This is a genomic window from Mesorhizobium sp. M1004 (assembly GCF_040318795.1).
GTDB lineage: Bacteria > Pseudomonadota > Alphaproteobacteria > Rhizobiales > Rhizobiaceae > Mesorhizobium.
This window is the reverse complement of sequence record NZ_JAMYNB010000008.1, coordinates 290,509-306,503: the sequence shown is the minus strand read 5'-3', so window position 1 is coordinate 306,503 and position 15,995 is coordinate 290,509. Positions and strand designations below refer to the sequence as shown.

At 61.6% G+C, this 15,995-nt stretch carries 16 protein-coding genes and 1 pseudogene; 14 read left to right on the top strand and 3 right to left on the bottom strand.

Features of this window, described 5'->3' with window-relative positions:
• The first annotated feature begins 23 nt into the window (after window positions 1-23).
• On the top strand, window positions 24-350 hold the full coding sequence (locus tag NKH54_RS19005; protein ID WP_023673003.1) for a DUF1330 domain-containing protein: 327 nt from the start codon (window positions 24-26) through the stop codon (window positions 348-350).
• 34 nt (window positions 351-384) lie between these two features.
• On the opposite strand, the gene hemB is transcribed toward NKH54_RS19005, so the two are convergent.
• The gene (gene hemB, locus NKH54_RS19000; protein WP_353028722.1) at window positions 385-1,440 is read right to left on the bottom strand and encodes a porphobilinogen synthase; all 1,056 of its coding nucleotides are present in this window, start codon (window positions 1,438-1,440) and stop codon (window positions 385-387) included.
• An 88-nt stretch (window positions 1,441-1,528) separates the two neighbouring features.
• Window positions 1,529-2,035: a pyridoxamine 5'-phosphate oxidase family protein gene (locus NKH54_RS18995; protein WP_353028721.1), complete on the bottom strand. Its 507-nt coding sequence runs from the start codon at window positions 2,033-2,035 to the stop codon at window positions 1,529-1,531.
• A 179-nt stretch (window positions 2,036-2,214) separates the two neighbouring features.
• Here NKH54_RS18995 and NKH54_RS18990 point away from each other — a divergent pair, with 179 nt between their 5' ends.
• The 6 genes from NKH54_RS18990 (at window position 2,215) to NKH54_RS18965 (ending at window position 6,504) form a co-directional block, all read left to right on the top strand.
• A complete protein-coding gene (locus tag NKH54_RS18990) occupies window positions 2,215-3,252 on the top strand; it encodes an enoyl-CoA hydratase/isomerase family protein (RefSeq protein WP_023689512.1) in 1,038 nt (345 codons plus the stop codon).
• Window positions 3,249-3,671 (top strand): DUF6163 family protein, encoded by a 423-nt coding sequence (locus NKH54_RS18985; RefSeq protein WP_353028720.1) that lies wholly within the window; start codon window positions 3,249-3,251, stop codon window positions 3,669-3,671. The genes NKH54_RS18990 and NKH54_RS18985 overlap by 4 nt, the downstream gene beginning before the upstream one ends.
• A gap of 203 nt (window positions 3,672-3,874) precedes the next feature.
• Complete coding sequence (ldtR, locus tag NKH54_RS18980; protein ID WP_023672997.1) at window positions 3,875-4,390, top strand: transcriptional regulator LdtR; 516 nt, start codon at window positions 3,875-3,877, stop codon at window positions 4,388-4,390.
• A 436-nt stretch (window positions 4,391-4,826) separates the two neighbouring features.
• The gene (locus NKH54_RS18975) at window positions 4,827-5,042 is read left to right on the top strand and encodes a helix-turn-helix domain-containing protein (protein ID WP_286456709.1); all 216 of its coding nucleotides are present in this window, start codon (window positions 4,827-4,829) and stop codon (window positions 5,040-5,042) included.
• Window positions 5,043-5,160: 118 nt separating this feature from the next.
• Window positions 5,161-6,369 (top strand): hypothetical protein, encoded by a 1,209-nt coding sequence (locus NKH54_RS18970; protein ID WP_156940985.1) that lies wholly within the window; start codon window positions 5,161-5,163, stop codon window positions 6,367-6,369.
• Window positions 6,370-6,402: 33 nt separating this feature from the next.
• Window positions 6,403-6,504: an H-NS family nucleoid-associated regulatory protein gene (locus NKH54_RS18965; RefSeq protein ID WP_156940986.1), complete on the top strand. Its 102-nt coding sequence runs from the start codon at window positions 6,403-6,405 to the stop codon at window positions 6,502-6,504.
• A gap of 21 nt (window positions 6,505-6,525) precedes the next feature.
• On the opposite strand, the gene NKH54_RS18960 is transcribed toward NKH54_RS18965, so the two are convergent.
• On the bottom strand, window positions 6,526-7,830 hold the full coding sequence (locus NKH54_RS18960) for a HEPN domain-containing protein (RefSeq protein WP_023805098.1): 1,305 nt from the start codon (window positions 7,828-7,830) through the stop codon (window positions 6,526-6,528).
• Between the two features lie 462 nt (window positions 7,831-8,292).
• Here NKH54_RS18960 and NKH54_RS18955 point away from each other — a divergent pair, with 462 nt between their 5' ends.
• The 7 genes and pseudogenes from NKH54_RS18955 (at window position 8,293) to NKH54_RS18925 (ending at window position 15,918) form a co-directional block, all read left to right on the top strand.
• Window positions 8,293-9,546, top strand: coding sequence for a L,D-transpeptidase family protein (locus NKH54_RS18955; protein ID WP_353028719.1), 1,254 nt, complete (start codon window positions 8,293-8,295; stop codon window positions 9,544-9,546).
• Window positions 9,547-9,729: 183 nt separating this feature from the next.
• Window positions 9,730-11,374 (top strand): annotated as a pseudogene (locus NKH54_RS18950) (Na+/H+ antiporter).
• A 169-nt stretch (window positions 11,375-11,543) separates the two neighbouring features.
• Window positions 11,544-12,857 (top strand): serine hydroxymethyltransferase, encoded by a 1,314-nt coding sequence (gene glyA, locus NKH54_RS18945; protein ID WP_353028718.1) that lies wholly within the window; start codon window positions 11,544-11,546, stop codon window positions 12,855-12,857.
• Window positions 12,858-12,937: 80 nt separating this feature from the next.
• Window positions 12,938-13,522 carry an invasion associated locus B family protein gene (locus NKH54_RS18940; RefSeq protein WP_023815666.1) on the top strand — a complete coding sequence of 195 codons (585 nt, stop codon included), beginning with the start codon at window positions 12,938-12,940 and terminating at the stop codon, window positions 13,520-13,522.
• 138 nt (window positions 13,523-13,660) lie between these two features.
• The gene (gene nrdR / locus NKH54_RS18935) at window positions 13,661-14,155 is read left to right on the top strand and encodes a transcriptional regulator NrdR (protein ID WP_023669351.1); all 495 of its coding nucleotides are present in this window, start codon (window positions 13,661-13,663) and stop codon (window positions 14,153-14,155) included.
• 2 nt (window positions 14,156-14,157) lie between these two features.
• Window positions 14,158-15,288, top strand: a complete 1,131-nt coding sequence (gene ribD, locus NKH54_RS18930; RefSeq protein ID WP_353028717.1) for a bifunctional diaminohydroxyphosphoribosylaminopyrimidine deaminase/5-amino-6-(5-phosphoribosylamino)uracil reductase RibD — start codon at window positions 14,158-14,160, stop codon at window positions 15,286-15,288.
• 12 nt (window positions 15,289-15,300) lie between these two features.
• Window positions 15,301-15,918 (top strand): riboflavin synthase, encoded by a 618-nt coding sequence (locus NKH54_RS18925; protein WP_353028716.1) that lies wholly within the window; start codon window positions 15,301-15,303, stop codon window positions 15,916-15,918.
• The last annotated feature ends 77 nt before the right edge of the window (window positions 15,919-15,995 follow it).

The window sequence follows — 15,995 nt, the reverse complement described above, 5'->3', positions numbered from 1 at the left end:
GCCGATCCATGAGGAGTTGGACAATGACCGCTTACGTGATCGCAGACATCAAGGTGAAGGATGACAAATGGGTGCCGGCCTATGCCGCTTCGGTGCATGACCTCGTCCACAAGCATGGCGGCAAGTATCTCGCCCGCAGCGGCAATGTGAAGACGCTGGAGGGCAAGCCGCTCGACACCAGCCTGATCGCCATCATGGCGTTTCCATCGGCAAAGGCAGCCGAAGCCTTCACCAACGATCCGCAATACGCTCCGTTTGTGGCGGAGCGCCGGAAGGGCAGCGACAGCCGCTTTCAACTGATCGACGATACCGATCTCGCCGGAACGATTCCTTATTTGCCAAAGGCGTGAGGAAAAGCCGGAACCCGGAGCATCCAGGTTCCGGCTAACCCTTCAGCAGCTGCGCCACTTCCGGCGCGAAGTAAGTCAGGATGCCGTCGCAGCCGGCGCGCTTGAAGGCGAGCAGGCTCTCCAGCATTGCCTTTTCGCCGTCGATCCAGCCATTGGCGGCCGCCGCCTTGATCATCGAATATTCGCCTGACACCTGGTAGGCGAAGGTCGGCATCTGGAACTCGTCCTTCAGCCGGCGGATGATGTCGAGATAGGGCAGGCCGGGCTTGACCATCAGCATGTCGGCGCCCTCGGCGATGTCCTGCTCGGCCTCGCGCACCGCTTCGTCGGAATTGGCGTGGTCGAGATAGTAGGTCTTCTTGTCGCCCTTGAGCAGGCCCGCGGTGCCGACCGCCTCGCGGTAGGGGCCGTAGAAGGCGGAGGCGAATTTCGTCGCATAGGACATGATCGCCACATCCGAAAAACCGTTGGCGTCGAGTGCGTCGCGGATGGCGCCGATGCGGCCGTCCATCATGTCGGACGGCGCGATGATGTCGGCGCCGGCCGCTGCCTGGATGACGGCCGCGGCGGTCACCTGTTCCACTGTCTCGTCATTGACGATGATGCCGTCGCGCAAGATGCCGTCATGGCCGTGCGAGGTGAACGGGTCGAGCGCCGCATCGGTGATGATGCCGATCTCCGGCACCGCGTCCTTGATGGCGCGGGTGGCGCGGTTGATGATGTTTTCCGGGTCGAGGATGTGCGATCCCGTCTGGTCGCGCAGGCTGAGTTCAACATTGGGGAAGGTGGCGATCGCCGGAATGCCGAGCTTAGCGGCCCGCTCGGCCTCCTTGACGGCGAGGTCCAGCGACAGGCGGAATACGCCGGGCATGGCGGCGATCGGCTCGCGCGTGTTCTTGCCGTCGATGACGAACATCGGCCAGATCAGATCGTTCACCGTAAGCCGGTTTTCCTGCACCAGGCGGCGCGACCAGTCGGCCTTGCGCATGCGCCGCAAGCGGCGGCTGCCGGTGATCTCGTCGACGCTGCGCGCACCGGCGGGCTTTGCCGGTGCGAATTTGTTGCTCGTCGCGGGGGTGAATTTGTTCATCGCAAAAACTCCGGGTCGGGGCGGCTTTTACCACGAGGCCTTGCCGCTGACCAATGCGACACGATTGTGCCAGTCGATAACGCGCTGCTTACGGCTTCGGCGGCCACGCCAGCTCGGGGCCGGTTTTGAAGAACGACACATTGTTGGTGAAGATGCTCTCCGGGGCGAGCCGGATCAGGCGCCCGTCCGGATGGCCGATGTCGGCGACATTGTCGATGAACCAGCGGTTCCAGGTCGCCTCCGGGCCGAGATATTTGTGCAGCAGCCGTTTGAAGCGGTTCGGCGCCATCGCTTCTATGGTGGCGACGCCGCGCAGGCCGAGATGCAGCAGGATGCCGGCCTCATTGTCGAAATGGACGATCTCCACGGCGCAGCGCGGGTCACGTTCGAGGTGTTTGACAGCACTTGCGCCGGTCGAGCCGAGTAGCCAGATCGCAGCGTCCTCCCAGATGAACCACATCGGCGCGTTGCGCGGCGCGCCGTCAGCGGTCACGGTCGCCAGATTGGCCATCAGCGGGCGGCTGAGAACATCATCCGGGTCGAACTTTTTCGGCATCTCCCAGCCATGGCTCGGCGCTGCGGTTTCAAGCGTCATGCGTTTGTCCCTGCATCAGAAGAAAGGCTGTTTGCCCGGCAATTTTGCGCGCATTTCTGTCGGGGGCAAAGCACGGTCGCGTTGCCTTGCGAAAATCCAAACCGCGCCCGCCGGTTGACGCACCCATGCGCCACCTTTAGCACTTCAGTCCCGCAGGCGCGGGGAGGGATTCTCTGACGATGGACTTTGGCGGCGGCGACGAGATCCGCTTCGAACGGTTGGGCAAGGCAGGCGTCGTCACGCTGACGCGGCCGCAGGCGCTCAATGCGCTGACACATCGCATGATCAAGGCGCTGGACAAGGCGCTCGACGCTTTTGAACGCGATACCGGCGTCGATGTCGTCGTCGTCAAGGCCGAGGGCAGAGCGTTTTGCGCCGGCGGCGACATCATGCACGTCTACGAGGCCCGCGCCGGGAAGCCGCCGGTCGAGTTCTTCGCCGACGAATACCGGCTCAACGCCCGCATCAACAGTTACAAAAAGCCCTATGTCGCGCTGATCGACGGGATCGTGATGGGCGGGGGCGTCGGCATCTCTTTCCACGGCTCGCAGCGCGTGCTGACCGAGAACGCCCAGTTCGCCATGCCCGAAGTCGGCATCGGTTTCTTCCCCGACGTGGGCGGCAGCCATCTGCTGCCCGACCTTGGCGGCAGCTTCGGCATGTATCTGGCGCTGACCGGCAACCGCATTCGCTATGGCGATGCGCTGTGGTCGGGCCTGGCCACCCACACCATCAAGGCCGCCGACCAGGCTGCCTTTCTCGACCGGCTCTGCGCCAATGGCGATCCGGAATCGGTGCTGCGCGGCTTCTTCGTGCCGGCCCGGCGCGAAACCGCCCAGCCGGTGCTGGAAGCCATCGCCCGGCATTTTTCCCAACCGTCGCTCGCCGAAATCCTCGAGAGCCTGGAGCGGGCGGCAGGCGCCGACGAGTTTGCCGCCAAGACGCTGGCCACCATCCGCACCCGCTCGCCGACCAGCCTCAATGTCGCGTGGCGCCAGATCAGCGCCGGGCTGACGCTGTCGATGGAAGCCTGCATGAAGATGGAGTTCCGCATCCTCAACCGCATGCTGGCCGGGCACGACTTCTATGAAGGCATCCGCGCCGTCCTCGTCGACAAGGGTTCGACGCCGCAGTGGCGGCCGGCAAGCCTGGCCGAGGTCGACGCTGCTTCGGTGGACGCCTATTTCGCGCCGCTCGAACGGGAGCTCGAACTGTGAGCGAGGTCACGTCGCGGCGCATCGTGCTGCAGCCCTCGGGCGTCGAGATCATCTTCGCCTGGTTCCAGCGCGTCATAGCGGGCTATTGCCTGCTGTTCGGCATCCTGTACTGGATCCGGCTGATCGGTTTTTATCCCGGCCCGCTGTGGCGCTTCGACCTGATGCCGGTGCACTGGCAGGTAGTGGCGGTGATGCTGGCCGTGTTCTTCCCCTTCGCCGCCGCCGGCCTGTGGATGCTGGCGTCGTGGGGCCCGGTGATCTGGTTCATCTGTGCTGTCACCGAGGCCATCATGTATGCCGGCTTCCCCGATCTCTACGGCCACCGGCCGCTGATCGTCTTCTCGCATGCCGCGGTCGCGCTGCTCTACATCGCCTTCCGCGTCGTCATCTGGATGCGCAAGCGCCCTGCGCGCGCCTGAAACGCCGCCCCGCAGCCATTGGCTAAATCTTTAGGTTAATTATCCTTGCTCGGGTGACCGTTCGTTAAGCGTCTTGCGAAACCTATTACCGGTAAGCTCTTGTTAGCCCTAGCGTTTAAGTCGAATTTTATGAGTATTCGATAGTGTCGCAATCAAGGTGAAAAACAAAAAATCACCAGGGCGACAAACGAGAGGCAAAGACAATGATCAATTCGCGTCCGGCGGCGAAGACCGCCAACGTATCCGACGATCGCCGCGAGGCTATCCGTTCGCTTTACATGGAATCGCTTCAGCTGGTGGAGCGTTTGCATCGCCGTCTGCTTGACGTGATCAAGGACGAGTTCGACCGCAACGGCCGTTCCGACATCAATGCCATCCAGGCGCTGCTTCTGTTCAATATCGGCAATTCCGAACTGACCGCCGGCGAGCTGCGCTCGCGTGGCTACTATCTCGGCTCGAACGTCTCCTACAATCTGAAGAAGCTGGTCGATCTCGGCTTCATCAACCACCAGCGCTCGCGCATCGACCGCCGTTCGGTCCGCGTTTCGCTGACGCCGAAGGGCAATGAAGTGGCGGAAGTCGTCGCCGGTCTCTATGAGCGCCATGTCGGCTCGATCGAACAGGTCGGCGGCATCAACAGCGAAGAGTTCAAGCAGATGAACCGCGCGCTGCAGCGCCTGGATCGCTTCTGGAACGACACGATTGCATATCGTATGTGATTGATTTTATTAGGGTGCGAAAGCTTGCTGGGTGCAACGTAAGGGCACGAGAAGGCGCCAATAGGCGTACTGTGTTCCAGGAGTAGCGTTGCACTTGCGTAGCACCCCAAATTCCAGTTGGGCGGTAGAGCATGTCTCTGCCGCCCTTTTTCTATGTCTGTGAATAACCTGTGGAAACCGGTACGAACGCAGATAGGGGTCGTCGTGCCTTGCCAATTCCAATATTTTGAGGGGTGCGCTGATTCGCAGCGTCCTGAGGCCAGCAATGGGTCTAGCACACCCAGCCAGCCTCAGAATCGAATGACCTGCAATTTGATTGGAGTCGCACGCAGGTCACTGGAGAAAGGAAGCGGAAATATCCGTCCCTGACGTGTCGGATATAACCGATAAGCCTTCTCTGGAGCAAGTGCGATCTCCGCACCTTTGGAGAACATACATGAAACCCTTTCCACCGATACCACTCGCTCCCAGGCGCTCGTCGCCGCGGATGTCGGACGAGATGGCAGCCAAGGCCAAAGCTCTCCTGGGTCTTGGATATAGCCAGCAAGACATCGCCACGATGCTCGGCGTCAATCAGGGCCGCGTGAGCGAGATAAACACCGGCGAACGGTTCGGCAGCGTGCCGCCGGCACAACTCGAACTACCGCTCTGAAAAGTAATCGTCGGGAGGGAAGTCACTCCCGGCGACCTTCTTCGCCTGGTATCCTCACCACGCCGACACAGCCCACCAACACGTGCTAAGTCAGGCGAAGGCAATAGGGGATGTTGAGATGAGTGTTGACGAAGCCAAACCGGAAGAAGCTCCGCCCACCACTATCGATAGTCAGGGTCTGGTCAAGTCAGCGCCTGCCAAGTCAATCAAGTTGCCGGTGTATAGGTTCGCTGGATTCTCAGCGGGGGCAGGGCGCGAAGGTGATACGATCCCGATTTTCGTAAAATTGGCAACAACCTCCGACGCCCCTCTATTCCATACGCTGGTAGCTGGACTGAATGGTGGCCTAACCCATGAAGCCGCTCAGATTGGCGCAGCCGTTAATCTAGCGCGAGCAAATACGGTATTGCTCGTGTGCCATGCCGATCAATCAGCCGACCTTTACGTGGACACCACAGGCATCCGTGTAGAGATGAGGGTGAAGCGCTCGGTGCAAGCCGGTAGTCCGGTATTTGAAAGGGATATCACCGACGTTCGTGCCATGGGATTCATCGGTGTTGAATTTAAGCCGGACGATGGTGTGCTTGTCTGCTTCCGCGAAGGTTGGAAGTTTGCGCTCTATTTTGATTTGTCGAGAGACAATGGCGCTTTTGACGAGAAGGAGATGGGGCGCACGCTCGGAGCGCTTTTTAGGGCTCTGCGATATGATTATCTGTACGATGCGCTTGGCAACGAAGCGTTTGTGGCAAATCTATTTAAGGCCGGCTGGTTTCCGTTCGCTGAGATAATCACTGCGGAATTTCGAGAAATAATGAACCACTTGACCGCTGGTTTTGATATGGCCGAGATTGAAGGAAAAACCATAAAGGCGTTCGACAGGGAGCGATTAGAATTTCTGGAAGAGCGCTGGAGAGCTGTACCCGTACTAAAAGACAAAATGGCAATCCTCAAGTCGGGTCTCGACAGTTTTCTGCGAGGCGATGCCGTCGCCGCTATCAAAACCCTTTCTTCTGAAATCGAGGGGATCTTGCAGGAGGCGCATATCACGATCCACGGCAAGGGTGCGAAAATCGATAGTCTGAGCGAATTCGCCAAAGTCGCGGGCGTGACGAAGGCGGAAGGCGACGATACGCTAATGTTCCCCAATCAGTTCGGCCAATATCTCGGGGAATATATTTATGCCCCATTTGACCCGAAAACCGGCGCCAGTGCGGCCGCTGGCCGACACCCAGTCGGGCATGGCAATGCAAAAGCAGAGGCGTATACCCTCGCGAGAGCATTGCAGTACATCCTGACCATCGATCAATTGGCCTTCTATCTCGGATGAGTCGTGGCTCATCTTTGGGTCATGGGAAGTTGATTGACGTTTTGTGCGGGTACCTGGACCGGCAGGGGCGCTTCGCCGAAGTGGCTGGCCGCCTATGAAGCCGAAGGACAGAACCGAAGTGAGTTTGCGGTTTGATATCACTACCCGGTGGGGGTATTAGGCCGACCCCTTGGTTTTGGCGGGTTTCTTCACACTAGGCGTAGGTATATTGGCTGAGAAAATCAGGTTCTCGAAGTAGTCCTTTTCCAACTGCACGTCCTCAAGCAGAGCCTTGCGGACTGATGCGCGGGCAGCGTCACCGGCCCATACTACCGCATCCCGGTATCGCGGTTTCAGATTGGCGAGGGTGTTAGAGCCGTGGACAAGACCCCCTCGCGCGGTGAGAGCGTCCAACATCTTGCGGAAAGCCAGCTTTCGGTCGGCAACGCTGGCGTACAGGAACATCGCCAGCCTGACGCCGATCTTGTGGGACAGTCCACCCGGCAACCCGCCGAGGTTGTCGCCATACATAGCCTCAAGAGCCACAATGTGGTCGATGAACTCATCTTCCAAACTTGGGCGCTCAACCGCCGTATGAACCCTATCCAGCGCAATTCTGACGGGATTCGGAAGGTCTGTTCGGGCAACCACTTTAATGAGGGCCTGCAACGTCTCATAGTCCGCTTCTGCGAGTTCATAGTTGGTCTCGAAGATGTGGGGAACAAAGCCCGGTACTGAGCCTCCGCCGTGAGGTGAAAGGCGACCCGGCCCAGCGCGGATTATCTTCGTAAATGAAACCGCGACTTTGCCGGGGCTGAGAACACGCAGAGCCCGAACAGTTGGGTAGATATGGTTCTGCCAGGAACTTTCGTCGGACTTGTTGCCAACGAACGAATACTCCTTGTTCCACTCAAGCGCATATGGCGGGATATTGAACATATCGAGGGAGCCATCCTCAAAAACTCTGCCGATTCTGTAGGCATCAATTTCGCTGTAACGACGTATGACTAGTCCATTGCCACAGTCGATTTCGTCCTGGGTCGAGGTAAACCCTGCCAGCGGACTCCAACCGCGAATGACGAAAATCTTTCGCTTAATGCAGTCATCAAGGTTAGCCGCGATTTGCGACGCCAGAGCTATCTCGATGCCCCTCTGGGAATAAGCCTCCATATGGCTGCGTAGAACCTCGTAGGCGATGTAGATTGGATCAAGTAGGAATTTCTCGTTCTCGTCGGGGGCTTCGGCAAATAGGGTGGTGTAGGGCTCATATTGCTGCAGCGCTTTAGCAAAAGCTAAAAACGGAGGGAATTCTTCGGTTTTATAAAGGACCCGTTGAAGGTTCGGGATGTTGATTTGGGCGTAACTCTTCTGTGTAGTTCCCGGCATCACATCGATAGAGCCGATTGACCATGCGACCGGTACGCCCAGCTTGCCAAGATGGTCGAATGAATCCACCAAAAGCTCGGTGATTAGCTTTTCCATGTACGCCCCCCGCTACAGAAAGTGACTGCAGATTGCTGCTGCGGCATAAAACTGTCTACGTTTAACGAAGGTAGAGGCTCTGGTCCCAACGCAAAGCCCTGGGCTCTAACAGCTAGTGGGTAAGCGCTGGCGGAGATCGTTGGAGGCGAGCCGGTGCCGAAAAGCACAGGTCACTCCATTTCAGATCGCCTGCGCGTCCAAATTCGGCGCAAAGCCACGTTGCCGCCATATTCGCGGTGGAAGCGAGGGTGCGGGTGATGCGGCGGCGAAAGCCATAGGCGCGCCTGTAATGTCGCATTGCGGTCCGCTTTTCACGGCTAAGTGATGCAGGTCATGGTTGGCTAATTGTTAACAGTGCCAACTTTAGAGTGCGGGCGATATCGCCCAAGATCGAGCACGTAGCCGAACGCTGCAACAGCCAAACGCTACAAGCCAAACACGACAGGAATGTCTGGAACGTCCATGAGAACCAGCCGCCGCTTTTTCCTTTCCGGAGCTTCCGCGCTCGCCGTTGCCATGGTTGCCAATGCCGCCAGCGCGCAGGATGTGATCGACGACGTCCTGAAGTCTTCGAACCGTGGCAATTGGGACGACCAGTTCGACGCCCGCGCCTCCGAAGGCGGCAAGGTCGCCTCGACGCTGCCGATCTTCAGCCTACAGACGGTCGCCTTCACCGAACAGGCTGTGGCGCAGTATCAGAACATCGTCGCCCAGGGCGGCTGGGGCGAGGTGCCGGCGACAAAGAAGCTGCAGCTTGGCGTCGACGATCCGGACGTGGTGCCGCTGCGCAAGCGGCTGATGGTTTCGGGCGACCTGGCGCAGAGCGCCGGCATTTCGACGTCGTTCGATTCCTATGTCGACGCCGCGGTCAAGCGCTTCCAGGCGCGCCATGGCCTGCCGGCCGACGGCGCCATGGGCAAATACACCTATGCGGCGATGAACGTTTCGGCGCAGATCCGCCTCGGTCAGCTGCAGACCAATCTGGAGCGCCTGCGCGAAAAGGCCGGCACGCTGGGCAGCCGTTATGTGCTGGTCGATATCCCGGCGGCACAGATCGAGGCGGTCGAGAACGATCGCGTCGTGCTGCGCCACACCGCAATCGTCGGCAAGATCGACCGCCAGACCCCGGTGGTCAATTCCAAGATCAACGAGATCATCGTCAATCCTTACTGGAACGCGCCGGTCTCGATCGTGCGCAAGGACATCATTCCGCTGATGCGGAAGAACCCCGACTATCTCAAGGACAGCCACATCCGGCTGTTTGCGCCTGATGGCAGCGAAGTCGATCCGATGACTGTCGATTGGTCGACGGATGATGCTGCAAAATACCGCTTCCGCCAGGATCCGGGTTCCGGCAACGCCATGGCCTCGGTGAAGATCAACTTCCCCAGCCCCGACGGCGTCTACATGCACGACACGCCGCAGCAGAGCCTGTTTGGCAAGATGATGCGCTTCGATTCCTCGGGCTGCGTGCGTGTCCAGAACGTGCGCGACCTCGTCACATGGATCCTGCGCGACACACCCGGCTGGGATCGCCAGCATTTCGAGGCGACCATCAAGACCGGCGAGAACACGCCGGTGCAGGTCGTCAACCCGGTTCCCGTCCACTTCCTCTATGTGTCGGCCTGGTCGACGGGTCCGGGCGTCGTGCAGTTCCGCGACGACGTCTACGCGCTCGATGGCGCCAGCGAACTGCAGATCACCTCTTCGCTCTAAGCCGCTGATCTCAATTAGAAAAGGCCACCGCAAGGTGGCCTTTTCCGTTCGACATCCCAACAGAAGAAGACTGGTGGCCGCCAGCCATGCAGGCCATGAACACTGCCGGACGTTGCGCCGCAGGCCCATCTGGACGGACTAACGGCAATTGCGCATGGTCCTCAAAACAGCCGGAATCGCGCCATGCAGGTCGCAATCTTCATCCTCACCGTGCTGGTCTTCGTCGCTCTTTCCGGCGCACTGGTGCGGTTGGTTCGGGTGCCGCTGCCGGTGCTGCAGATTGCCATCGGCTCCGCGCTCGCCTGGCCGGTGAAAGGCATCCATGTCGAGATCGACCCCGAACTCTTCCTGCTGGTGTTCATCCCGCCGCTTTTGTTCGGCGATGCCTATGGAGCGCCCAAACGCGAGCTGATCGCGCTGCGCGGACCGATCCTCGATCTGGCCATCGGGCTGGTCTTCTTTACCATTGTCGGCTTCGGTTATGCCTTGCACTGGTTGGTGCCGAGCATCCCGCTGGTCGTCGCCTTCGCGCTCGCCGCCGTGCTGTCCCCGACCGACGCCGTGGCGGTGTCCTCGATCGTCGACAGAAGCCTGGTGCCGGCGCGGCTGATGCATATTCTGGAAGGCGAGGCGCTGCTCAACGACGCCTCGGGCCTGGTCATGTTCCGCTTCGCCGTCGCCGCCGCCGTGACTGGCAGCTTTTCCTTCGCCGATGCATCGCTGAGCTTCGTTTATGCCGTCGCCATCGGCATCCTGGCCGGCATCGCCGCGTTGTTCATCGCCGCCAGGCTGCTGCAGCTTCTGAATCGCATCGGCGGCGTTCCGGCCGAGGCGCAGGTTCTGGTCATGGTCCTGCTGCCCTTCATTGCCTATCTCGTCGCCGAACATCTGCATGCCTCAGGCATTCTGGCGGCGGTCACCGCCGGGCTTTGACCGGCGGCTCCGGCGTCTTCCGCTTCCTCGGCGTCTCGGCGCGCATGCAGACGATCTCGCTGTGGATGACCTTGTCCTTCGTCTACAATGGCGCGCTGTTCATCGTGCTCGGCATGCAGCTTCCCGAAATCATTCGCCGCGTGCCGCCTGAACTGACCGGCCAATACCCGATCATCCAGCCGGTCGCGACGGTGATAGCGCTGACGCTGTGCCTGATCGCGCTGCGCTTCCTCTGGATCTGGGTCGGCGATATCGCGGCAGGCCTCAAGGCAAAATGGGGAAAGCGCAAGGCCGAGCCGTTTGGCATGCGTGTGCGGCTTGCCGGCTCGGTGGCGGGCGTGCGCGGCGCGATCACGCTGGCCGGCATCCTGTCGCTGCCGGTTGCCATGCCGGACGGCTCGTCTTTTCCGGCGCGCGACCTGGTGATCTTCCTGGCCGCCGCCGTCATCATCTGTTCGCTCGCCATCGCCAGCGTGGCGCTGCCGAAGATAGCGCACGGACTGGTCGAGGCGGGCGAGGATGGCAGCGCCATCGAGGAGCGTCTCGCCCGCATCGGCGCCGCCAAGGCGGCCATCGCCCGCGTCGAAAGCATGGCGGGCGCCAGCGACGACGACCAGGGCGAGGTGCCCGGCGCCAGGCTTGCCGCCGCCGAAAACATCGTCGCCGGCTACCGGCGCCGGATCGCCACTTCGGACGAGGCCGATGACGCCCGGGCAGAGGCCCGCGAGCCGGGCGGCTGGAGCTCGAAATGCGGCTCGCCGGCATCGAGGCCGAGCGCACCGCCGTGCGCGACATGTTAAGCAGCGGCGCGATCAACGACCATACGGCGCGGGCGCTGTTTACCGAGATCACGCTCACCGAAGCCTTGCTGCAGGGGCGGCAGGAGCGAAAATAGCGGTTCAGGGCCGCTCTGGCGCAATCCGGCCAGCAAATTTCGCTGCAAACGTGGCGAGGCGAAAACAACTGTGTTAATGGCGCGGCAATGCATGTCGCCCGGAACTGCGCAGCGGTTTCGGGGCAACGATATGCATAGATAAATGCCCCGAACCGAAGGATTTCAGGCCATGGCAACTGCAGCGGCAGCGTCGAACAAATTCGAATCCTTCTTCGAAACCACGCTGGAAGATGCCGATCCGGAGATCTTCGGCTCGATCCGCAACGAGCTTGGCCGCCAGCGTCACGAGATCGAGCTGATCGCCTCGGAAAACATCGTTTCGCGCGCCGTGCTCGAAGCGCAGGGCTCGATCATGACCAACAAATACGCCGAGGGTTATCCGGGCAAGCGCTATTATGGCGGCTGCCAGTTCGTCGACGTCGCCGAGGAACTCGCCATCGAGCGCGCCAAAAAGCTGTTCGGCTGCAACTTCGCCAACGTCCAGCCGAATTCCGGCAGCCAGATGAACCAGGCGGTCTTCCTGGCGTTGCTGCAGCCCGGCGATACCTTCATGGGCCTCGATCTGAACTCCGGCGGCCACCTGACGCACGGCTCGCCCGTCAACATGAGCGGCAAATGGTTCAAGGTCGTTTCCTACGGCGTGCGCAAGGACGACCATCTGCTCGACATGGACGCGATCGAAAAGACCGCGCATGAGACCAAGCCGAAGCTGATCCTGGCCGGCGGCACCGCCTATTCGCGCATCTGGGACTGGAAGCGCTTTCGCGAGATCGCCGATGCGGTCGGCGCCTATCTGATGGTCGACATGGCCCATATCGCCGGCCTCGTCGCCGGCGGCGTGCATCCGTCACCGCTGCCGCACGCCCATGTCGTGACCACGACCACGCACAAATCGCTGCGCGGCCCGCGCGGCGGCATGATCCTGTGCAATGACGAGGACATCGCCAAGAAGATGAACTCGGCGGTTTTCCCCGGCCTGCAGGGCGGGCCGCTGATGCATGTCATCGCCGCCAAGGCTGTCGCCTTCGGCGAGGCGCTGAAGCCGAGCTTCAAGCTCTATGCCGAGAGCGTCGCCGCCAACGCCAAGGTGCTGGCGTCGAGCCTCAAGGAAACCGGCCTCGACATCGTGTCCGGCGGCACCGACAACCATCTGATGCTGGTCGATCTCAGGCCCAAGAACGCCACCGGCAAGCGCGCCGAGGCAGCGCTCGGCCGCGCCAACATCACCTGCAACAAGAACGGCATCCCGTTCGATCCGGAAAAGCCTTTCGTCACCTCTGGCGTGCGTCTGGGCACGCCGGCCGGCACCACGCGCGGCTTCGGCCAGGCCGAGTTCCGCGAGATCGGCAAGCTGATCGCCGAAGTGCTGGACGGGCTGAAGGTCGCCAATTCCGACGAAGGCAATGCGGCGGTCGAGGCGGCGGTGAAGGCAAAGGTCGTGGCGCTGACCGATCGTTTCCCGCTCTATCCCTATCTCGGTTGACCACCAGCGGCGCTTCGTCTTTTATCCCGCGCTCTGCGCCGCTTGCTGTCCGGGCGGCGCGGCCTGTTGGAGATTTGACGATGCGCATGTTCCATCCTGCCGTTCTGGCCTCCCTCGGCTCGCTTGCCGCTGTCGCCGTGTCGGGCGCGATCGCCCAGGAGCAGACGCAGCCGGGCACGGATATCCCCGCCACAAACACCTTTGGCAGGTGGACCACCATCATCGATGCGCTCGACACCGGCCAGGATTCCCACAAGACCTGCGCTGCCTCCACGGCCTTTGTCGATGGCGGCGGCAATGCCGGCACGCTGACGCTTTCGATCTCGACCGGCGACGCGCTGCCGCCCGATGCCTATCCCGCGATCATGTTCACGATCGCCAACAAGGAGCTGCCGACCGGCAAGAAGATCGCCGCGACCTTCGGTGACCCCGGCGTCAAGGTTTCCGCGACCGTCTATTCCAATGATGCCGGCCGCCCGAGCTGGACCGTCGACAACCAGGCCAAGACCAGTCTCGCTTTGTTGCGGGCCATGCGCCAGGTCATCTCGCTCGACGTGACGTTCGGCAAGCAAGCCGTCGCCAGCATCCCTATGGACGGCTTCACCAAGGCCTACCGCAACCTCGGAACGTCCTGCGGCTTCCCGACCAAGGACGTCGCGCCCTGACATATCTGGCGCGGCTGGCAATTTTCCTCCCGCCTCGCTATCTCTGAGGGCGCGAGCGGCCGTTGCCGAACCTTTGCCGTCCCGGCAAAAACCTCTAAGCCTATCGTTCCGCCAGAATCGCCAACCTGAAGGCTCTCCATGCGCTGTCCCTATTGCCAGTCCGAAGATACGCAGGTGAAGGATTCGCGCCCCGCCGAGGATGGCGCGGCGATCCGCCGGCGGCGCGTCTGTCCCGATTGCGGTGGCCGTTTCACCACTTTCGAGCGCGTCCAGTTGCGCGACCTCGTGGTGGTGAAGAAGTCCGGCAGAAAGGTGCCGTTCGACCGCGACAAGCTCTTGCGTTCGGTGGAGATCGCGGTGCGCAAGCGCAATGTCGATCCCGAGCGCATCGACCGCGCCGTCACCGGCATCGTGCGCCAGCTCGAAAGCTCCGGCGAGACTGAAATCGCCTCGGGCGAGGTCGGCCGGCTCGTCATGGAAGCGCTGAAGTCGCTCGACGACGTCGCCTATGTCCGCTTCGCCTCGGTCTATCGCAATTTCCGTGAGGCCAAGGACTTTCACGACGTGCTGGGTGAGCTCAAAGGTGACGAACTCAAAGGCGACGAGCTGAAGAGCGAAGAGGACGCCGGCTGAGCATGGCAAGCCAAACGTCAGGGAAGGCCGATCAGCAGGCCCTCGATCGCCGCTTCATGGCCGCGGCGCTGAGGCTCTCGCGCAGAAATGCCGGCCGCACCTCGACCAACCCTTCCGTCGGCACCATAATCGTTCGCGACGATGGCGCCGGCCCGATGATCGTCGGCACAGGGGTCACCGCTGTTGGCGGCCGGCCGCATGCCGAGACCGAGGCGTTGGCTGAAGCCAGCGAGTTGGCGCGCGGCGCCACGGCCTATGTCACGCTGGAGCCCTGCGCCCACCATGGCCGCACCCCGCCTTGCGCCAACGCGCTGGTCTATGCCGGAGTCGCGCGGGTCGTCGGCGCCGCCAGCGATCCCGATCCGCGCGTCTCCGGCAAAGGCTATGCCATCCTGCGCGCCGCCGGCATCGAAGTGGTCGAAAAGGTGCTGGTCGAGGAAGCCGCCGAGCAGATGGCCGGCTATTTGATTCGATCCATGAAAAAGCGCCCGGAAGTGACTCTGAAGCTTGCGCTTTCCAGCGACGGCAAGATCGGCAGGCATGGCGCCGGCCAGGTTGCGATCACCGGCGATGTCGCCCGCCGCGAAGTCTATCTGATGCGCGCCGAAGCCGATGGCATACTGGTCGGCATCGGCACGGCGCTGGAGGATGATCCCGCGCTCACCGTGCGGCTGCCGGGGCTGGAGAACCGCTCGCCGGCGCGCATCGTGCTCGACCGCCAGATCAGGCTGCCCGAAGCCTCGAAGCTGGTCTCCGGCATCGACCGGGTGCCGCTCTATATCGCCGCGAGCCTGGAGGCCGACCCGCTGCGGCGGTCGGTGCTGGAGCGTGCCGGTGTGCGCTTCATCGGCACCGAAACCCATGAAGGCGGCATTGCCTTGCCGGAACTGCTCGAGGATCTCGGCGCGCTCGGCATGGCCAGCGTTCTGGTCGAAGGCGGCGCCAAGGTGGCCAGCGCCTTCCTCGCCGAAGGACTGGTCGACCGCATCGTGCTGTTCCAGGGACCGGAAGCGATCGGCGAGGGCGGCATTGTATCGCCCGTCGACGCAAACCATATCCCGGCAGGCTTCCGCAAATTGCGCGAGATGCGCTTCGGGGAAGATGTCTATGCGGAATGGATAAGGGACCTCTAGGGATCAGCATCGATGTTTACCGGAATTGTCACCGATATCGGCACTGTCGCGGCCATTAAGCCGCTGAGCGAAGGCGTCGGCCTGCGCATCGACACTGCCTATGATCCCGCGACCATCGCTATTGGCGCCTCGATTTCCTGCGGCGGCGTCTGCCTGACGGTGACGGCGCTGCCAGATGGCGGCTCGAACGCGCGCTGGTTCGAGGTCGAAGCCTGGGAAGAGGCACTGAGGCTGACCACGGCGTCGGGCTGGAAATCAGGCACCAGGGTCAATCTCGAGCGGGCACTGAAGATCGGCGACGAGCTCGGCGGCCACATCGTGTCGGGCCATGTCGATGGCATGGCCGAAATCGTCGAGCGCAAGGACGAGGGCGATGCCGTGCGCTTCACGCTGGAGGCGCCGCGCGAACTGGCAAAATTCATTGCCCCAAAAGGCTCCGTCGCACTCGACGGCACCTCGCTTACCGTCAACAAGGTCGAAGGCGCCCGTTTCGACGTGCTGTTGATCCACCATTCGCTGACCGTGACGACCTGGGGCGAGCGCAAGGTGGGCGACAAGGTCAACCTCGAGATCGACACCATGGCCCGCTACGCCGCGCGACTGGTCGAGGCGGTGAAAGAGGGGCTTTGAGCCCCCCTGGGAAATTAGACCGGGCCTGAGCGTCGGACAAAGCTTGCGAATGTGACCGCTTCAGCCTAAGTCACCGG